The sequence below is a fragment of the Sphingobacterium mizutaii genome (assembly GCF_900187125.1).
Lineage (GTDB): Bacteria > Bacteroidota > Bacteroidia > Sphingobacteriales > Sphingobacteriaceae > Sphingobacterium > Sphingobacterium mizutaii.
This window is the reverse complement of the sequence record NZ_LT906468.1, coordinates 3,748,736-3,767,930: the sequence shown is the minus strand read 5'-3', so window position 1 is coordinate 3,767,930 and position 19,195 is coordinate 3,748,736. Positions and strand designations below refer to the sequence as shown.

General features: G+C 39.4%; 15 protein-coding genes. 9 read left to right on the top strand and 6 right to left on the bottom strand.

Going from position 1 to position 19,195, the window contains the following annotated elements; all coding sequences use genetic code 11:
- From CKW03_RS16250 to CKW03_RS16235, 4 genes are all read left to right on the top strand, one after another.
- Positions 1 to 561, top strand: a complete 561-nt coding sequence (locus CKW03_RS16250) for an HAD hydrolase-like protein (protein ID WP_093100319.1) — start codon at positions 1 to 3, stop codon at positions 559 to 561.
- Complete coding sequence (locus CKW03_RS16245; protein WP_093100318.1) at positions 558 to 2,051, top strand: S41 family peptidase; 1,494 nt, start codon at positions 558 to 560, stop codon at positions 2,049 to 2,051. Before CKW03_RS16250 ends, CKW03_RS16245 begins: the two co-directional genes overlap by 4 nt.
- Before the next feature lie 70 nt (positions 2,052 to 2,121).
- Positions 2,122 to 3,555: a S41 family peptidase gene (locus CKW03_RS16240; RefSeq protein ID WP_093100317.1), complete on the top strand. Its 1,434-nt coding sequence runs from the start codon at positions 2,122 to 2,124 to the stop codon at positions 3,553 to 3,555.
- Positions 3,556 to 3,586: 31 nt separating this feature from the next.
- Positions 3,587 to 4,597 (top strand): LacI family DNA-binding transcriptional regulator, encoded by a 1,011-nt coding sequence (locus CKW03_RS16235; RefSeq protein ID WP_093100316.1) that lies wholly within the window; start codon positions 3,587 to 3,589, stop codon positions 4,595 to 4,597.
- 6 nt (positions 4,598 to 4,603) lie between these two features.
- On the opposite strand, the gene CKW03_RS16230 is transcribed toward CKW03_RS16235, so the two are convergent.
- From CKW03_RS16230 to CKW03_RS16220, 3 genes are all read right to left on the bottom strand, one after another.
- The gene (locus CKW03_RS16230) at positions 4,604 to 5,020 is read right to left on the bottom strand and encodes an OsmC family protein (protein ID WP_093100315.1); all 417 of its coding nucleotides are present in this window, start codon (positions 5,018 to 5,020) and stop codon (positions 4,604 to 4,606) included.
- 142 nt (positions 5,021 to 5,162) lie between these two features.
- A complete protein-coding gene (locus tag CKW03_RS16225) occupies positions 5,163 to 6,464 on the bottom strand; it encodes an SGNH/GDSL hydrolase family protein (RefSeq protein WP_093100482.1) in 1,302 nt (433 codons plus the stop codon).
- Between the two features lie 19 nt (positions 6,465 to 6,483).
- A complete protein-coding gene (locus tag CKW03_RS16220) occupies positions 6,484 to 7,704 on the bottom strand; it encodes an OmpP1/FadL family transporter (RefSeq protein ID WP_093100314.1) in 1,221 nt (406 codons plus the stop codon).
- A gap of 194 nt (positions 7,705 to 7,898) precedes the next feature.
- Between CKW03_RS16220 and tpx the strand changes: the two genes are divergently transcribed.
- A complete protein-coding gene (gene tpx / locus CKW03_RS16215; RefSeq protein WP_093100313.1) occupies positions 7,899 to 8,396 on the top strand; it encodes a thiol peroxidase in 498 nt (165 codons plus the stop codon).
- A gap of 190 nt (positions 8,397 to 8,586) precedes the next feature.
- On the opposite strand, the gene CKW03_RS16210 is transcribed toward tpx, so the two are convergent.
- Positions 8,587 to 9,759, bottom strand: a complete 1,173-nt coding sequence (locus tag CKW03_RS16210; protein WP_093100312.1) for a trans-sulfuration enzyme family protein — start codon at positions 9,757 to 9,759, stop codon at positions 8,587 to 8,589.
- Positions 9,760 to 10,070: 311 nt separating this feature from the next.
- Between CKW03_RS16210 and CKW03_RS16205 the strand changes: the two genes are divergently transcribed.
- The 4 genes from CKW03_RS16205 to CKW03_RS16190 all read left to right on the top strand — a co-directional run bounded on the left by CKW03_RS16205 (position 10,071) and on the right by CKW03_RS16190 (position 17,148).
- A complete protein-coding gene (locus CKW03_RS16205; RefSeq protein ID WP_093100311.1) occupies positions 10,071 to 11,975 on the top strand; it encodes an alpha-L-fucosidase in 1,905 nt (634 codons plus the stop codon).
- A gap of 3 nt (positions 11,976 to 11,978) precedes the next feature.
- The gene (locus CKW03_RS16200; protein WP_093100310.1) at positions 11,979 to 14,303 is read left to right on the top strand and encodes a glycoside hydrolase family 95 protein; all 2,325 of its coding nucleotides are present in this window, start codon (positions 11,979 to 11,981) and stop codon (positions 14,301 to 14,303) included.
- A gap of 163 nt (positions 14,304 to 14,466) precedes the next feature.
- Positions 14,467 to 15,951 carry a hypothetical protein gene (locus CKW03_RS16195; RefSeq protein ID WP_093100309.1) on the top strand — a complete coding sequence of 495 codons (1,485 nt, stop codon included), beginning with the start codon at positions 14,467 to 14,469 and terminating at the stop codon, positions 15,949 to 15,951.
- Between the two features lie 234 nt (positions 15,952 to 16,185).
- Positions 16,186 to 17,148: a helix-turn-helix domain-containing protein gene (locus tag CKW03_RS16190; RefSeq protein ID WP_139185517.1), complete on the top strand. Its 963-nt coding sequence runs from the start codon at positions 16,186 to 16,188 to the stop codon at positions 17,146 to 17,148.
- Between the two features lie 75 nt (positions 17,149 to 17,223).
- Here CKW03_RS16190 and CKW03_RS16185 read toward each other — a convergent pair whose 3' ends face one another.
- Together CKW03_RS16185 and bcp are read right to left on the bottom strand one after the other, a co-directional pair.
- Positions 17,224 to 18,693 carry a glycine--tRNA ligase gene (locus CKW03_RS16185; protein WP_093100307.1) on the bottom strand — a complete coding sequence of 490 codons (1,470 nt, stop codon included), beginning with the start codon at positions 18,691 to 18,693 and terminating at the stop codon, positions 17,224 to 17,226.
- A 29-nt stretch (positions 18,694 to 18,722) separates the two neighbouring features.
- Positions 18,723 to 19,187, bottom strand: coding sequence for a thioredoxin-dependent thiol peroxidase (gene bcp, locus CKW03_RS16180; protein WP_093100305.1), 465 nt, complete (start codon positions 19,185 to 19,187; stop codon positions 18,723 to 18,725).
- Positions 19,188 to 19,195: the final 8 nt, after the last annotated feature.

The window sequence follows — 19,195 nt, the reverse complement described above, 5'->3', positions numbered from 1 at the left end:
ATGATTGATTTTTCGAATATTCCTTTAGATAAAAAACTATATCTTTTTGAAGTAGATGATGTCCTTTTCCCTAAAAAGGACTATTTGTTGCAGATCTATTATCTTTTTTCACAGTTTGTAGAATTCACTGAGGGGAGGCCGATTTCCGCAGAACTTGTGAATTATATGAAAGATTACTATCTGGAAAAAGGAGAGGATAATCTTTACAATCAAGCGGCCAAGAAATTTAATTTCAGTAATGATTACCAAGAGAATTTTGAACGTCTTATGGTCAATGGACACCTTCCATTGAAACTCTTCTTGTTTAATGAAATCAAGCTATTATTTGCTTCCATCCTAGAAAATGGGGGACAGATAGCAATCTTGACCAAGGGCAACCCGGCATTGCAATTAAATAAGTTGAAACATCTTGATTGGCAGGGCTTTGACCGAAATGTAAAAATTTATTTTATCGACGAGTTAAATTTCAGAAATATTGAACCATTTAACTATATTGCTTCTGAAAATCAAATAACACAGAGTGATTTGATTTTCATTGAAGACAATATAGCTAGGTTATGATGAAAAGATTTGTTCTTCCTTTCTTGCTGATTTCATTGCTTTTTGGAGCTAGCTGCAAGAAAGATCCGGTGCAACCAGCCGATGATGGTCGAGATCCTGACAAAGAAATCCTCTTAAGAGACTCCACTTACTATTACTCCTTAGTGTTTTCCCTCTGGGAAGATCAACTCCCACAGCCCAAAGTTGATTCTAAAGGGCAACCTGACCTTAAAGCCTTTACGAATGCCTATCAGGATGCCGAAGGTGTTCTGGCCGCACTGAGAAGAAATGCACCCGATGATCGCTTTAGCTTTGTTGATCGTGAAGGTACCGTGAGTGAGGAAATTCAGCAAGGTGTGCACAAAGAAACTGGTATAATCCCAATTTTCATTACTGTAAGCAACCAGAACAATGGAGAAGCCAATATGTATGTCAAGTATGTGCAAAAGAATTCTCCCGGAGAGAAGGCTGGATTAAAACGAGGAATGCGCATCGTGAGCATTAATGGAGATGGCAATCTGGACTATAATAAGAGTGAACAAAAGGCTATTGAAAACTACTATAAAGTAGTAGAAGGCAAGGAAGCATTGAATTTGGTGGTTCAAGCTCCTGGTGAAACAACTACAAAAACCGTTACAGTTTCTGGAGGGGCTTATAATATAGACCCAATCTTGGTCAAAAAGATATTCACCATCAATGGTAAGAAAATAGGGTACATCTTCTACACCTCTTTTGTCAATGTATTTGGTAAATCTGGGCCAAATAGCTACCATACAGCTTTAACAAATGCCTTCAAGGAATTTGAAACAGCTAATGTGAATGAGTTGATCGTGGATTTAAGATATAATGGAGGCGGCTCGACTGCAACGGCTGAAATGATGTCAAACCTTTTGGTGCCAACGACTGGTGCTAAAGGTAAAATGTATGATTATAAGATCAATAAGAATCTGAAAGAATGGGGCTGGGCTGATGAAACTGATCCTGAAGCTCCATTCCGCTCTGTTAACTTCAATAAAACCAACGCACTGAACCTACAAAGAGTCTACTTCTTAGGAACTACCGGAACCGCTTCTGCCAGCGAATTAGTGATGAATGTGCTGAAACCTTATATGGATGTGCAGATCATTACCACCAATGGAAAAGGCACTTACGGCAAGCCGGTTGGCTTTTTCGGTTATCCTGTGGTACATGGTTATGCAGATCTTTATATTACATCTTTTCAAATGCTCAATAAAGATGGCTTTGGTGATTATTTCGATGGTTTAAAAGGAAAGATTACGACTGCCAGTGATGGTTTCTTTACAGAACTGGGGGATGAAAGAGAAGCCTTATTATCCACGGCTATCGCGGATATTACAGGAACAGGAGCAGGAGCGAGGGCAGCCAACAGAACAACAAAAACCGGTCTTGAAAGCGCAAGAGAGATGAAAATCCCTGAAATGAAAGATTACCGAAATAATATGTACAAATTTCCGGATGTAAAAATCCCGAGTTTGATGAAGATGGATTAATCTTTTTCCGATAAAGGAAGTCCATTATTGGAATCATCTTTGCATGGTTCGATATTACTTAATGTTATAAATGAAAAACACTATACTAGCTAAGCTACTGGTTGTATTGACCATAGTTTCAATATTCGGTTGTAAAAAGGATCTTAAAGATATATCTCCACCTCCAAGGCCCGGTGGTAGCAGGACCATTGATCAACAGGTATTAGATAGTGTTTATTCCAAATATAAATATCTATCGTATTGGGAGTCCTCCGTTAAGGCAGTTGATCCTATATCCAGTTTGACAGATAAATACACAGATTCTGATGACCTTCTGAGTTATTTGATGGGACAGACCCCTCAAAAGAACAACTATATCTATCACCCCAATTATAATGGCCCCTTAGATCGCTTTTCTTGGCTTGAAGATATCAGCAGTGATTCCAAAGCCTCGTTGAAGGCCGATTTAGCTGATGGCTACGGCTTGTACATGGCCTTTGATGGAGATCGTGGCGATAGTTTATTTGTTTATTTTGTTGAAGGGGGTTCGCCTGGGCAGATCGCTGGAATTAAAAGAGGGGATAAAGTTCTTGAAATGCAAGGGGATAAAAAAATGGTTTATTCCAATAAAGCCAAGGTTGATCAGTACATCGAAGAAAATACTCTCAGCATTAAAACTGAAAATCCACAAAGAGTACAAAAATCATATAATCTAACTTATACCTCTTATGATATCCAGCCTTTCCAATTAGGTAAGGTGTTTGCTGAGAATGGGAAAAAAGCCGGTTATATTGGTTTGTCATCCTTTGAAGAACTGCAATCCGGTGGTTCAGATTCTAAAATGAAAAGAGGAATCGACTCCACTTTCACGGCTTTTGCAAGCCAGAATGTGACCAAGCTAATTGTAGATCTAAGATATAATGGCGGAGGATACGTCAGTTCTTCGATTTATCTATTGAATAAAATCATCAATACGGCAGGTAATAATAAGGTAATGTTCAAATATGACCTGAACAAAAACCTGAAGAAGGAACGTGATCAAGGTAGCCAGGAATTTGTGGATGAAATCTTTAAAAAGGATAATGGAACGCTAGAGATCCAACAAGTTGTATTCTTGGTTAGTGATAATACCGCTTCTGCGAGTGAGATCGTAATCTCAGCTTTGAAACCTTATATGGATGTTAAGCTTGTTGGCTATAATGCCTCAACTTATGGCAAGCCAGTAGGATTTTTTAGAGAGGATATCCTAAACAAAGTAGGACTATGGGCCGCTTCCTTTAAGATCGTTAATGCTGCTAATTATACCGATTACTGGGATGGTATCCCTGCTGATTATCCGAATGTTTTTGATAATTTCTATAAACAGCTTGGCGATCCTAGCGAAGACATGACACGTAAAGCACTCAATATCCTGATTGGACCTGGTTCTAAGGCCAGCAGCAGAACTGCTGTTGTCCGAAGCTCAGTGAACAGAACTACACGTGAATTGAACAAAATACCAGTTCGTAATATGGTAAAGGACTAATTTATCATTATTAAATTATTAACTTTGATGCATGGCAGGAAATAAACCAACCACGATCAAAGAAATCGCAAGGAAACTCAAGATTTCTCCTTCTACAGTGTCTAGGGCATTAAATGATCACCCCAGCATTGGGCTGGTCACGACTATGCGCGTTAAGAAAATGGCTGAAGAAATGGCTTATGAGCCTAATCAAACTGCTATCTTCTTTAAACAACGCAAGACTTTTACGATAGGGGTCATTCTGCCAAAATTATCTGAACCCTTTTTCTCTGAAGCAATCAGCGTGATTGAAAATGTCGCTGAGGACAAGAAATATACCGTACTGCTTGGGCAATCCTTGGATGATGAAAACAGAGAACTGAACATTATCCAGACTTTCAAAAAGCATCGGGTGGATGGGATCTTGATTTCCATGAGTAAAAACACCGGCGATACTGACTTTCTGGAAATCCTTGCCAAAACAGAAATCCCAATCGTATTTTTTGACTGTGTTCCCGACTTAGCAAATGTCCATAAAGTATATAGCGACCTAGCCTCAGGAATGATTGAAGCCATCGAAGCTTTTGTGGACCGTGGACATAGAAAAATTGCCCTGATCAATGGGCCCGAATCTCTATTGGCTTCTAAAGAAAGGGCAGAAGCTTTTCAGAATGCTTTAGAAAAGAATGGAATCGGTGCTGATTCAAGTTATGTAGTCAATACTGATCTTACCGAACAAGGAAATGAAGAAGCAATGGATAAAATCTGCTCCCTGGCAGATCGACCGTCAGCGGTGGTTTCCTTCAATGACTTCGTGACTTTGGATCTTATCCGCTATGCCAAACAAAGAGGGATAGTCCTCAACCAAGATATGTTTTTCATTAGCTATGCAAATTATCCTTTATGGAAATATATGGATAACCCGCCTATGGGAAGTATCGAACAATACCCTGAAAAACAAGCTCAAAAAGCTGCCGAGATATTGTTCGATTGTATAGATAAGAAAGAATATACCACGAATCCACAGGATGTGGTATTCCCTTCTAAACTGGTGCTCAAATAATCAAGATTAGTTGATCTGTATACTGTAGGTGATTTCAATGCCACCATTTACAAGCATATCATGTACTGAACAGTATTTCTTTACGGCTAGTTCAGCTGCCTTTTGGGCTTTTGCCTCATCGATCTCACCCTTCAATTTAAAGGAAATGTGAATCTTGGTGAAGATATTTGGGATTTCATCTCTACGCTCACCTTCCACATCCACTTGGATGTCCTGGATATCTTGACGTTGCTTCTGTAAGATGGTCGTTAAATCAAACGCACTGCACGATCCTAAAGCCATCAATACCAATTCCATCGGTCTTACGCCCTTGCCTTCACCTCCAATTGATTCTGGCCCGTCTACATGAACTGTTACTGGTGAAAGTTCGCTGGATGCTTCGAAGTGTACCGCTTGATTCTGTCTTTTAATATGTACTTTCATGTTTTTTGATTTATAGCTTTAAAGTTAGTTAAAATACAATCAAGACAAAAAAGTAACAGGCAAAGACTACATAGTATAGACATTCGGGAGAATGAATAGCCATAAAAACAAGAAAGCCCCAATCTTTTGGGGCTTTCCTGTTTTAGTTCGGGTATTTTACACCTCGATATAGACTGATATCAACCTTCGGTACTTTTGAATTGTACTTCGCATTGATAGCGTCGATAAATAAGTTTGCTACAATTGCATTCCCCATAGGAGTTAAATGTACCCCATCCAAAGAGAAAGCATTTCCAGTGATAAATGCTGCTGAAATATGAATACCATTGTAGTTGTATCCAGTTTTCACTTTATTTAAGAACGCATGGACATCCGCAACAGCAAGTTGCTTTGAATCAGCGATCGCTTTGATCTTGTCATTGAAAGCTTTTACGCGGCCAGAAACCTCAACCACTTCCGCTTTATCCAATACGTATTGATCTTCAATTGGGTTCAATGGATGCAAACCATAAGGGATCTGTTGCTCATTCCGTGTACCCAATAAAGCAGTAGGGAAAGTCAGGACAAATAGATCGGCATCAGTTGCGATCCGAGGACCAGTTTTAGTGGCAATAAATACATTCTTAGCTTCACCTTTAGACACAGCTTCTACTGCAGCATTCAATCTAGCAGTAGTAACGGTGTTCAAGAAAGGGATTGTTGTAACATCCGGAATGGTAGCTACAACACCTTTAGCATTATTTTGCGTCAATGCAGTCACAAAAGTATTGTATGCTAATTCAAAAGTTGGCAAATCCAATAATTTCTTCGTAGGATCCTCAGTTGCTGCCGCACCATTTGTGGCATAGCCTAACACATCATTATTTCCTAACCAGAATGAGAAGAAAGTATGTTCATGAGAAGCTGCATATTCCACATATTTCAAGGTTTGCGGAGTGCCATCTGGCAATAACCTCTCGAAGTAAGGGTTTCCCATTACGGTACCAATTCCAGGAGCCATCGACATATCCAAACGCATACCCGGTACACCTAAATTCTGAATAGGCTCCGTGTATTTTGTATATAAAGGACCGCCATTAGGGCTTTTACCTCTAATTGCCAAATTAGTTGTTACAGGCTCCATTACAGGATTACCATCAACCAAAGACTTCAATTGAATATAACCTGAACCGTTCGCTTGGTCCTGACTGAAGAAAGGAGAGGTGAATTCACCACCACCAACAGTCTTAAACTGCTCAGCCATCAAATTAGGGAATGCCACTTTCTGACCTTCTAGATAAAGACCATTGTCAGCATATCCTGAAGTCAAGGAATTACCCACTGCGATGAATTTGGAGAAATCAGCTGTTCCTTTGCTGGCTTCCAATTCATCAAGAGAAGGGGCACAAGAACTTGCAAATCCTAAAATTGCAAGTCCGATATAGAGTTTAAAATTCTTTTTCATTGTTTTCATAATTTAAGGCCTACCAGTAATAAGAAACAGAAATACCTGGAGCATGAATATTGGTTTCATACGTTCCTCTCAATTGCGTTTCAGCATTTGTGGTTGTTCTCTTCAAGATTTTTTGGAAAACATAGGCTGCCGACATCTGCCAGTTTGGTGAAAACTTATAGGTTACACCTCCTGCCGCCATCACGCGGTTGTTATCTGGAGTTTCTGGATAAACGTATTTCGCTTGAACCGGAGTATAAACATAACCGGCACCAAGACGAAGGTCTAATTTATCATTCACCTCGTAGTTCAGACCAACTTTTCCGGAAAAGGCATTTTCATAATTCTTCTCCGAACGGGTATCCTGCAATACAGGGGTATTGTTTTCGTAATCAAATACCAATTCTTTGTAAATGTCATAATTGATAATGGACCCATCAATCGCTGCATCCACTTTCTCTGATAATGGGAAAGTAATACCAACATTGAATGAACCTGGTAAAGGTAATTCAGCATCAAATTTTCCATTCGGGAAATTAGCCGCTAAAGAATTTGGCACTTCAAATGTTGCATCTCCACCTTCCAGTTTTGTAACAACTTTTGAACGATAATTTAGTGATAATGCGAAGGTTTCATCAAGTGAATAATGAACCCCAACATTATAACCCATACCTGTTCCGGTACCTTTCAAGGTTGCTTGCCCTGTGCTTCCATCTGGATAGAACACTGGCAATGCTCTTCCTAGATCCACCAAGCCGATGTTGTAAACAAATCCACCACCGATCGAGAACTGATCTGTTAATTTAAAACTAACCGTTGGTTGGATATAGATTGCTCGCATAGAAAGGTGAGTCAATGAGAATTTACCTGGCCAATCGGTGCCCCAATCTACCCCGCCTCCAAAAGGAGTATAGACTCCAATTCCGGCTTTCCACCATGATCCTTTAGGACCAAATGTAGCATAAGCACCAAATGGAGGGGACACTTGGAATTTTGTATGGTGTACATCAGGACTGCCATATTCTTGGAATGCAGATCTGTACATGATGGCGCTACCACCTATTTGTACCCCATTGTTCTCCATTTTCACTAATGCTCCAGGGTTGTATACGATGGATGTTTCATCAATAAAAAGTGCAGATCCAGCACCTGCCATACCCACCGCTTTTTGGCTTTGGGTATTAACTTGGGAACCCTGTGCAAACAACAGCGTAGGGGAAGCTAATAACAAACTGAGTAATAATTGTTTCATAGTAATTATTGATTAGCGTTTTTCAAATTTAATTTGATATGCTAACATAGTAAAATTCTGTTAATAATTATAAATTAATTGATAAATAATTATAAAATAATTGTCAAGATTCGATAAAAGAGTCCCTATCGTTTTTAATCAAAACATAATTAAGGTATATTGGTTTTCAATATAAACAGATAAAAAAATTATTTATGGCTCAAGTAACATTTAAAGGTACTGCAGTGCATACCGGTGGAGACCTACCTAAAGTAGGTGAGGTAGCTCCTGACTTTACACTTACAGCTGGTGATTTGTCACAAAAATCATTGAAAGACTTTGCAGGAAAGAAAGTAATCCTTAATATATTCCCAAGTATTGACACTGGTACCTGTGCCATGTCAGTACGTCAATTCAACGAAAAAGCTTCCGGTCTAGACAACACCGTGGTCCTTTGTATCTCAAAAGATCTTCCTTTCGCCCAGAGTCGTTTCTGTGCAGCTGAAGGCTTAGAAAATGTAGTGACCTTATCCGATTTTAAAGACGATAATTTCAACAACGCATACCACGTGAAATTCACAGATGGACCTCTTCAAGGCCTATTAAGCCGTTCGGTTGTAGTCGTAGACGAAGATGGAAAAGTGAAATACACCGAGCAGGTCGCTGAAACCACCGAAGAACCAAACTACGATGCAGCTTTAGCGGCAGTGTAAGGGGTAATTAAGATGTTAGATATGAGATGTGAGATATGAGATATGTCCATCCCTAATAAGGGTTGACCGTTTTAATAATAATCTCATGGTAATATCCAGATTTAATTTATACGGTTTCTATCTCAATACTCAAATCTCACATCTCAATACTATAAACAAAAAAATGGGCCTCAAAAGCCCATTTTTTTGTTTATTTCGAAGCCTCTAAAGCTGGCAGGATATCATCGATGATGTCTTGTTTGTCTTCGATTCCTATGGAAAGTCTGACAGTTCCTGGTCGGATGCCTAATTTTTCTCTTTCTTCTTCCGATAATTTGGAGTGCGTAGTAGAGGCAGGGTGAGTGGCAATACTTCTTGAATCTCCTAGGTTAGAAGTATAAAGGATCATGTTTAGTGCATCCAAGAATTTAAAGGCTCGCTCTTTTCCACCTTTCACTTCAATAGTCACAATTCCTCCACCTGCTTTCATTTGTTTCTTGGCAAGTTCGTATTGTGGATGGGAAGGTAAGAAAGGGTATTTTACATCCAAGACCTCCTCATTTTTCTCCAATTCTTCTGCTAGAGCCAAAGCGTTAGAACAATGTCTGTCCATGCGCAATCCTAAGGTCTCAATGCTTTTTGAAAGGATCCAGGCATTAAATGCAGACATGGCAGGACCTGTATGGCGGATCAAGAACATCATCTTGTCCATCAGCTCCTGTTTACCCACCACGATTCCACCTAGCACTCTTCCTTGTCCATCCATATACTTGGTAGCAGAATGGATCGAAAGGTCGAAACCATAAGGAAGGGGTTTCTGTAAATATGGAGTCGCAAAACAATTGTCGATAGCAAAGATGATCTGCGGATATTTTTTCTTTAAACCACCTAACCATTCCAGATCCACTAATTCCAGGCCTGGGTTTGAAGGCGATTCCAAAAAGATAAATTTAGTATTGGGTTGAATGGCTTTTTCCCATTCTTCAGGGTTAATGGCATCCACATAGGTCGTCGTGACTCCCCAACGTGGGAACAGCTGGGTAAATAGCTGATGGGTTGAACCAAAGATAGCTCGAGAAGATACGATATGGTCTCCTTGTGCGATGAAAGCTGCAAAGGTTGCAAAGATTGCACCCATTCCAGATGCAAAAGCTAAACCGGCTTCAGCTTCTTCCATTAAACAGACTTTGTTGATAAACTCCGTGGTGTTAGGATTAGCATATCGAGAATAGACCATGGCCTCTTCTTCGTCGGCAAAGACCGCACGGCCTTGCTCAGCACTGTCAAAAATAAAACTTGAGGTTAAGTATAATGGTACCGAATGCTCCCTCAATGAAGAACGTTTGGCTTGCTCGCGGATGATTTTAGATTGTTCGTTATTCATGATTAACAAATTTATTCACTTTTCAATAAAAAGCACTAAGTCAATAAGATAATTTTAAGCTTTATCTGAAAATATTTTTATGCAAACCTTTTCCCAAGCCAGTTTTTGCTCCCAGTCAATTTTATTTTCTACCTCTCAAATCGATTTTGATGATTTATTTATGATAATTAACATATGCTGTTGGTTTATCAACGAAATCGATTGTTTAATAAAAAATCGCTATTGTTTTAAATAAATTACATCAAAAAGCGAATTTTACTGACGATTATAGGCAGTTTTCTGTATCTTGAGGGTTTATTTAAGCGCGTTTTATGAAAAGATCTAACCTTCTTTCTTTGGTATTTTTATGTCCCTTGCTATCCTTTGCACAGACTGAGCCTAAACCCTATGGTGTGCTGCCCAGTGAAAGACAGTTGAAGTGGCATGAAATGGAATTGTATACCCTGATTCACTTTACACCTACCACCTTTCAGAATAAAGAATGGGGATTCGGTGATGCCGACCCTGAAATTTTCAATCCAACTAAGTTCGATGCCAACCAAATTGCCAAAGCAGCGGCAGCAGGTGGCTTCAAAGGACTGATTTCGGTTGCAAAACACCATGATGGTTTTTGTTTATGGCCAACAAAAACTACACAATACAGTGTGGCTAGCTCACCTTGGCGGGATGGAAAAGGCGATATGGTCAAAGAATTCATGCAAGCTTCCCACGATAATGGACTTGAATTCGGGGTCTACCTTTCTGCCTGGGATAGAAATGATACCCGATATGGTACCAAAGCCTATGCAGATGCTTACCGAGAGCAACTTACTGAATTGATGACCAACTACGGTACTTTGTTTACTTCGTGGCATGATGGTGCAAATGGAGGGGATGGCTACTACGGTGGTAAAAATGAAAAAAGAACCATCGATCGTACCACCTATTATGAATGGCACGAAAAGACCTGGCCTATCGTCAGGAAACTGCAGCCTATGGCCATGATTTTTTCCGATGTTGGTCCTGATATGCGATGGGTAGGGAATGAGAAAGGCTTTGCTGCAGAAACCAGTTGGGCTACCTTGACTCCAAAAAGTAAAACTCCAGGTAAACCAGCCGTTCCGGGCGAAGTGGATGATTCCAATTTACCTTCAGGTGACCGCAATGGTGAATTCTGGATCCCAGCAGAATGTGATGTTCCACAGAGACCAGGATGGTTTTACCATGAAGACCAGAACGAGAAGGTAAAAACCCCAAATCAATTGTTTGAAATCTACTTGAAGTCTGTCGGACGTGGCGGAAATATGAACCTTGGACTAGCTCCAATGCCGAATGGACTCCTACATGATAACGATGTGAAATCACTGGCTGCTTTTGGTGAGAAATTGAAAGCCACATTCTCTGATAATCTCGCTGCTGGAGCTACAGCTAAAGCAAGCAATCTAAGGGAAAACAGTGCGAAATTTGCCGAAAAGAATCTATTTGACAACGATAGGTACTCCTATTATGCTTCTGATGACAATGTGCTGAACCCAACGATTGAAATCAACCTGGCACATGATCAAGAGTTTGATCTGATCAGACTGCGTGAAAACATCAAATTAGGACAGCGATTGGATAGCGTTCAGGTTGAGGTATGGTCAGAGGATCAGTGGAAACCCTTAGCTTCGGCCACCAGTATCGGTGCTACGCGATTGATTAAATTGGAGAAGCCTATCCGCGCCAGCAAATTGAAGTTGAAATTATATGCCCCAGTTGCACCAACGTTGAGTGATTTTGCACTTTTCAAGGAGGCAGTATCCGATTTCAAATTTGATCATGCTGACCGTAAAAAAATAGCCAAAGATCAGATCATGATCATTTCAGGGGATAAAAATGTAAAACTTGCTTCAGATAACGATGATAAGACCGTATGGGAAACCATCCTGAGCAATCAAAAATTCGTCGAGATCAGACTACCAAAAACTGAGCAAGTCGTAGGATTGAGCTATATGCCGAGACAGGATCGCAAGATCAATGGTATCCCATCAAAATATGAAGTACAGACCAGTATTGATGGAAAAGAATGGAAGACAGTAGCTATGGGCGAGTTCTCCAATATCAGAGCAAATGCAACAGAGCAGAATATCAATTTTGATACTGCCCATGAAGCACATTATATACGATTTATCCCGAAAGAAATTTTAAGTGAAGGGAAGGAATTTTCAGTAGCCGAATTTGATGTTTATTTAAAATAAGAGATGAAGAAAGTAGTGTTGATGAGTTTGTGCCTATGGACAGGATTTCTAAGTGCGCAGGATTCTAAATTATGGTATAAGGAACCCGCAAAAGTATGGGAGGAAACCTTGCCATTGGGGAATGGTCTGATTGGGATGATGCCAGATGGCAAGGTCAATGATGAGTCCATTGTGTTGAATGAAATCTCGATGTGGTCCGGATCTCCACAGGATGCCAATAATTATCAGGCGATGAATTCTGTAGGTGAGATCCAGAAATTGCTTTTTGAAGGAAAGAATGATTTAGCAGAAGCATTGGTCAACAAGAATTTTGTTTGTGTAGGCGCAGGTTCTGGGCAAGGTAATGGTGCCGAGGCGCCTTATGGTGCTTTCCAGAATTTAGGCTTTATGAATTTTCTGTTCTTCCATCAGGGCGAGACCACAGACTATAAGCGCTGGTTGGATATCGCGGACGCAAAAGCTGTAACCAGTTTTAATACGGATGGAGTCCATTATCAGCGTGAATACTTTACCTCTTTCGACAAGAATGTCGGCGTAGTGCGTTTGTCTGCTGATAAAAAGAAATCCATTGAATTCGCGATGCACTTTTATAGGGATCAAAATATTGAAGACTATAAGATCAATGGCAATGAAATTACCGTAACAGGAAGCCTTCCAGATGGCAAAGGCGGTCGGGGTATACAGTATGCTGCCAAATTTAAAGTTCTATCAAAAGGAGGGACCCTTCAGAACCACGATAACCAGCTTATAGTGAAAGGGGCAGATGAGGCCGTAGTGTTGTTTGCAGCCTCTACCAGCTATTATGGACATGACCCTAAGGACTATGTATCCAAAGAGATCCAGAAGGTAGAAAAGAACAGCTATGCAAAACTTTGGAAGGCACATTCTTCCAAATATAAGCCATTGTTCAACCGGGTAGATTTGCAGATTGCCGATCTTACTTCTAAAGCAGACATCCCAACAAAGGATCGCTTGCAGGCATTTTTTAAAGATCCTAGCCAAGATAATGGATTAGCATCCCTGTACTTTCAATTCGGAAGATACCTGACGATATCAAGCACTTCACCTAGCACGCCCAAGGCATTGCCTCCCAATCTGCAAGGATTATGGGCGCATCAGATCCAGACTCCTTGGAATGGAGATTACCATTTGAACATCAATGCCCAAATGAACCATTGGGGAGTTGAAGTGAGCAACCTTTCGGAATATCATAAGCCTTTTATCGAGATGATCAAAAATCTGGCGAAAGAAGGCACCAAAACAGCCAAAGCTTATTATAATGCACCGGGATGGGTAGTCTACATGATGACCAATCCATGGGGATATACGGCACCGGGAGAACATGCTTCTTGGGGAGCGAGTACCGCTTCAGGATGGTTATGTAATCACCTTTGGGAACACTATCAATTTACAAAAGACGAAGCGTATCTCAAGGAGGTTTATCCAGTCCTTAAGGAAGCTGCGGTTTTCTATAAAGCCACAATGGTCAAAGATCCAAAGACAGGCTGGTTAGTTACCTCTCCTTCGGTTTCTCCTGAAAATGGATTCAAATTGCCAAATGGAAAGCGTGCGGCAGTAGTAATGGGACCTACCATTGATAACCAGATCGTTCGTGAATTATACGAATCTGTTATCAAAAGTAATGAGATCCTAGGCCTGAATGATGATTTCGCCAAACAATTGCAAGGCGATATAAAACAACTACCTCCGGCAGTCGTAGTTAGCAAATCAGGCCGAGTGATGGAATGGTTGGAAGACTACGAAGAAGTAGAGCCTAAGCATCGCCATGTTTCGCATTTATATGGATTATATCCAGCTAATTTTATTTCTCCAGTTAGCAGTCCTGAATGGGCAGAAGCAGCTAAGAAAACCTTGGCAGTCCGTGGAGATGAAGGAACAGGTTGGTCTAGAGCTTGGAAAATCTTGTTCTGGGCAAGGTTGCATGATGGGGATCATTCGCTAGAGATCCTGAGACAGTTGTTGCAGCCTGCCTACGGTAGTGGTACGACCTATCAAGGCGCTGGCGCAGGGACCTATCCTAATCTGTTTTGTGCCCATCCTCCCTTCCAGATTGATGGAAACTTTGGAGGATCGGCTGGTATTGCAGAAATGCTGATCCAAAGCCACGATGGTTACATCCATTTATTGCCAGCTTTGCCAACTGCTTGGAAAGATGGTAAGGTTTCTGGATTAAAAGCAAGAGGAAATTATACGGTTGATTTTGAATGGAAAGACGGAAAAGTTACAAATCTTCAAATTAAAGGCAAAAAAGGTGAACAAGTGCCTGTCATTAAAAATGGAGAAAAAATAAACTATACCGTTTCTTAAAGCATTTAATAAAGTAATTTAAACATAAAGTCTAGATATCATTCTATCTAGCTGAACCCTAAAGAGATAATTAATATTTTGATTATCTCTTTTTTCTTTTACATTAACTTTAGTTAATTAATTTAAGTATATAATATTTTATTTTACTCTAAAATTAATTACTATGAGTTTATTTAGCCGTTCCCCTTATTTACCTTTAACTCTTCTATTTCTACTCCTTCTGAACATTTCTTGTAGGAAAAAAGAGCATGAGACCCTCGAACCAAACCATAACCTTCATCAAGTCTCCTTTAATTTTTCCAATTTCCAGTCAGAAATCCAACCCTTCAATTCCAATCCCTTAACAAAATCAGGCTCAAGTGAAAGCGATGAAAATAATCATCCCGAACGATCGGAACTTCTTGCCTATATCAATTTCAATAATAAGTCTTTTGAACCGAGCTATAATTATTATGGGTTTTTTAAAATAATTCATCTCCTTTCCAATAAAAAAGCCCTCCAATTTGTTCCTAATCCCAATAATACGGCAAATAAAAATAACTATGCCTTCAAAGCGGATAGCTTGATTACTTTATGGTTTGAATTTGATCAAACTAAAATTCACGAAATACACCGGCTTGAATTTGATTTTTTATCGATGGATGAACAGCAGAAAAGTATTTACATGGCATTTTTGGCTGATCGAACCGAGTATAGATCTCTTGATACCCTAATGGATCTCGTGTCAGGCTCAAACCCAATAAGACAACTGAAAACTTATTCAATTAACTTTCCTAAACGATTGAATCAAAACAAAAAGCAAACATCCATTGCCTTGCAAATGAAACATCCAGATACAAAGGACAATTTTGTTAAAAATCTCGAAAAATGGCATCACCTGATAGATAACATTAGGGTCTATGGTAAGCGAAAGAAGCCTTCGAACCCCAATTATAATGATTTGCCCTATTATATTTTCAAAAAGAAAACCGGTGAACTCGTGAAAAAAGGAAGCTTCGACCTCTCAACCGATAACAAAGAATTGCTCATGGAACTTCCCAATGGTAACTATTACAATGTCATTCTATTACATGATTCTCCTAAGAAGTTAATCCTGCCAAGTGATATAAAGAATAAAGATCAATTTTATGTCAGCCAACTGGTTGATGATAAATATGGTCGTTCCTTTGCAGCCTTGGATTCTTTTGAACTAAAAGAAAATGTAGAAAAGAAAGTCACCCTTAAGCGTCTTTACAGTATGGTCACTTTGGATTTTACGGACATGCAGGATTTAGATAATATTAAAAAAGTCAAGGTCAAACCCATTACAGCGGCCTATTTTTGGAAACCATTCAATACAAAGTTAGAAACAATGGTGCCTGACAATAGCCCTAACCAATTGGAATTTGAACAAGATTTTAATGTGAATAAGGAAGTTTCTTTTAATCATTTTATAGGTTTTACGGATGTTAATCTACCTGTTCAATATGAAATTGAAGTTTGGGATAATAAAAAGGTCATTCGAAAACTTAACCTAAAATCACAGATCAAAAACAATGTAAAGTTGATTTTCAAAGGTCCTTTATACCCCACAGGTCTTTCTACTGGCTTTTTCGAAATAATAATCGATGAATCGTGGGGAGATCAAAAAGTAGTGGAATTCAGTTAAAAAAGGGAATCATCGTGCAAATTAAAAAATTAAACTTAACGAGGCCTTTTTAATTTCTTAATAATAGTGTGTTATTATTGTTATATGGCTTATTTGCTAGCGCTAACTATTATTCAGGTACTAATCATTATCCTCTATCTTAAGGTTAAATCTATTAGGGATGAAAGAGGGGAGATTATCCGAATTCTCATGTTCACCTCTCTTGTTGTTCTATTAGTTAAATATCTAGTGTCCATGATCGATCCCCATATTGATCTCCTCTTTACTGCTACGAGCAGTCTCTGTTTAGTATCCCTTTCCTCCTTATACATCCGGAATATTGTCTTGGAAATTAGGACATCAGGGTATCTCGTGCTTTTGGCGTTTTTTCCATTCTTACTTTTTTACGTCTTCTTTTTCCTCTATAATATCTTCTCAGATCAAATAAAAGAAGGAATGATCTATGATTACTTGGATTTCTTCAATCAACGCTCCAGGACGATCCTGTTTGCTGTTACGCTGATCTATGATGTCTATATCCTTTGGCCATTTCGTAAAAACTTGGCCAAGCTGTCCTGTTCCATAGATGGTCAATTGGGCTGTGCGCTCTTCTTTTCCAAACTGTTTGTTCTGGGAATCATCCTTTTCAACGGAATGTTTTTAGAAAATGGTCTGTTCCTGGAATTTCCAGATGGCCTCTATACTTTTTTGGTCTTATTCTCTATCTTTTACTATCGATATTTCAGGACGGTCCAATTGTTTTTTGCTTATCTATTACGATCATACGGTTTGGTTAAAAATACAAGATTGGAAGGTCCATTTCGAAAGGATGTGGATTTGATCTTTTATGTGACCGCCATAGATCAATTGATGGATCAAGAAAGGCTTTTTAAGAATCCAGAACTGAAGCTATCCGACATTGCTAAATTCTTGCCACTGTCTGATCGGGAGTTAAAAGAAATAACCAAGGTTTACCTCAAGGGTAATTTCGACGTCTATCTCAATTCAAAGCGCATTGCTTATTTTATGGATAAACTAGGGCTTGCGGATCATGATTCAGCACTCATTAATAAGTTATTGTTTGAATCCGGATTCAAGAGTGAGTATGACTTTCATCGGGTATTCCAAAAGGTAAATGGATGTTCGGTATGGAAATACCTCGAACAGCGAAATTATGCCATGGAGCAATCCAGTATCTCCTCCACTAGATATCATTGAACTAACCAGCCCTCTATATAAAAAAAACCTGCTTCATGTCCGAAGCAGGTTTAATTGTTTTATGTCTACTGATCCTTAGATCAACTGTTTCAATAGATTGCTCATGCTGACAAGGTTGCCAATGATGTTTTCTAATTCATCAATGTTCACGCGCTCTTGTTGCATACTGTCACGGTGACGGATAGTAACCATATTGTCTTCCAATGTTTGGTGATCTACTGTGATACAGAATGGAGTACCAATAGCATCCTGACGGCGATAGCGCTTACCAATAGAATCTTTCTCGTCATACTGGATGTTATAATCCAATTTCAACTTAGACATGATCTCTCTGGCTTTTTCTGGCAAACCATCTTTTTTGGTCAAAGGAAGGATAGCCGCTTTAACTGGAGCGATTGCTGGGTGGAATTTCAATACCACACGCGAATCTTGTTTGTCTTCCGTAGAAAGGTCTTCTTGTACCAAGCTGTTTGCCAATACGGTCAGGAATAAACGGTCTAAACCGATTGATGTCTCGATTACGAATGGAATATAACTTTGGTTGATCTCAGGGTCGAAGTATTGCATTTTCTTTCCTGAAAATTCTTGGTGTTGTTTTAAATCGAAATCAGATCTGGAGTGGATACCTTCTACCTCTTTAAATCCAAATGGGAATTGGTATTCAATATCGACTGCCGCTTTAGCATAATGTGCCAATTTCACGTGATCATGGTAACGATATTTCGTTTCATCCGCGCCCAATGCCAAATGCCATTTTAAACGGTTCTCTTTCCACTTTGCATACCATTCTGAATCAGTACCCGGACGTACAAAGAATTGCATTTCCATTTGTTCAAATTCACGCATACGCATGATAAATTGACGTGCAATAACCTCATTACGGAATGCTTTACCAATTTGCGCAATACCAAAAGGAATCTTCATCCTTCCTGTTTTTTGAACATTCAGGAAATTTACAAAGATACCTTGTGCCGTTTCAGGACGTAGATATACCTGTTCTGCGCCATCAGCCATAGCTCCCATTTGCGTAGCAAACATCAAGTTGAACTGACGCACATCGGTCCAGTTTTTTGTTCCTGAGATTGGACAAACAATATTATGTTCTTCGATGATGGTTTTCAAACGAACAAGGTCGTCTGCATTCAAAGCATCATCTAAATCTTTCTGAAGTTGGGCAGCTTTTTCATTTTTGCCGTCCTTTTCATAGCGATCGATTTTATCCTCGATCAATTGATCGGCACGGTAACGCTTTTTCGAATCCTTATTGTCAATCATCGGGTCATTAAACCCATCCACGTGGCCAGATGCTTTCCAGGTTGTTGGATGCATGAAAATTGCAGCATCAATGCCCACAATGTTCTCATTCAATTGAACCATGGATTTCCACCAATATGTCTTCAGGTTGTTCTTTAATTCAGAACCCAATTGACCATAATCATATACGGCACTTAAACCGTCATAGATCTCACTCGAAGGAAAAACAAATCCATATTCCTTCGCATGCGAAATGATATTCTTGAAAAAATCGTCTGTTTGCTTGCTCATAAGGGGCAAATATAATGTATTCGTTTGATTTATTGTGCCAATAAATCTCTTATTTGTTGACTTGCATTTTTATTGTCAACTTTTTTGATAATATGCTGAATAATACCTTTCTCGTCAATGATAAAAGTGGTTCTGGCGGTACCCATGTATTTCTTGCCATACATATTCTTCTCCACCCAAACCCCATAATCTTCCACGATTTTTTTGTCTTCATCAGAAACCAGATTAAAGGGAAGTTCGAACTTCGACATGAACTTCTGATGCGATTGCTCGCTATCGATACTGACACCGATAACCTCAAAGCCATCTTTCAATAAGCTCTGGTAGTTATCCCGAAAATTACAGGCTTCCGTGGTACAACCCGGAGTATTATCCTTGGGATAGAAATATAAGATCACCTTTTTCCCTTGGAAATCCGATAGCTTAATTTCCTCACCATTCTGATTCTTTGATGTAAACTGTGGAGCTTTGTCTCCAACTTTCAACTCTGCCATAATTGTCC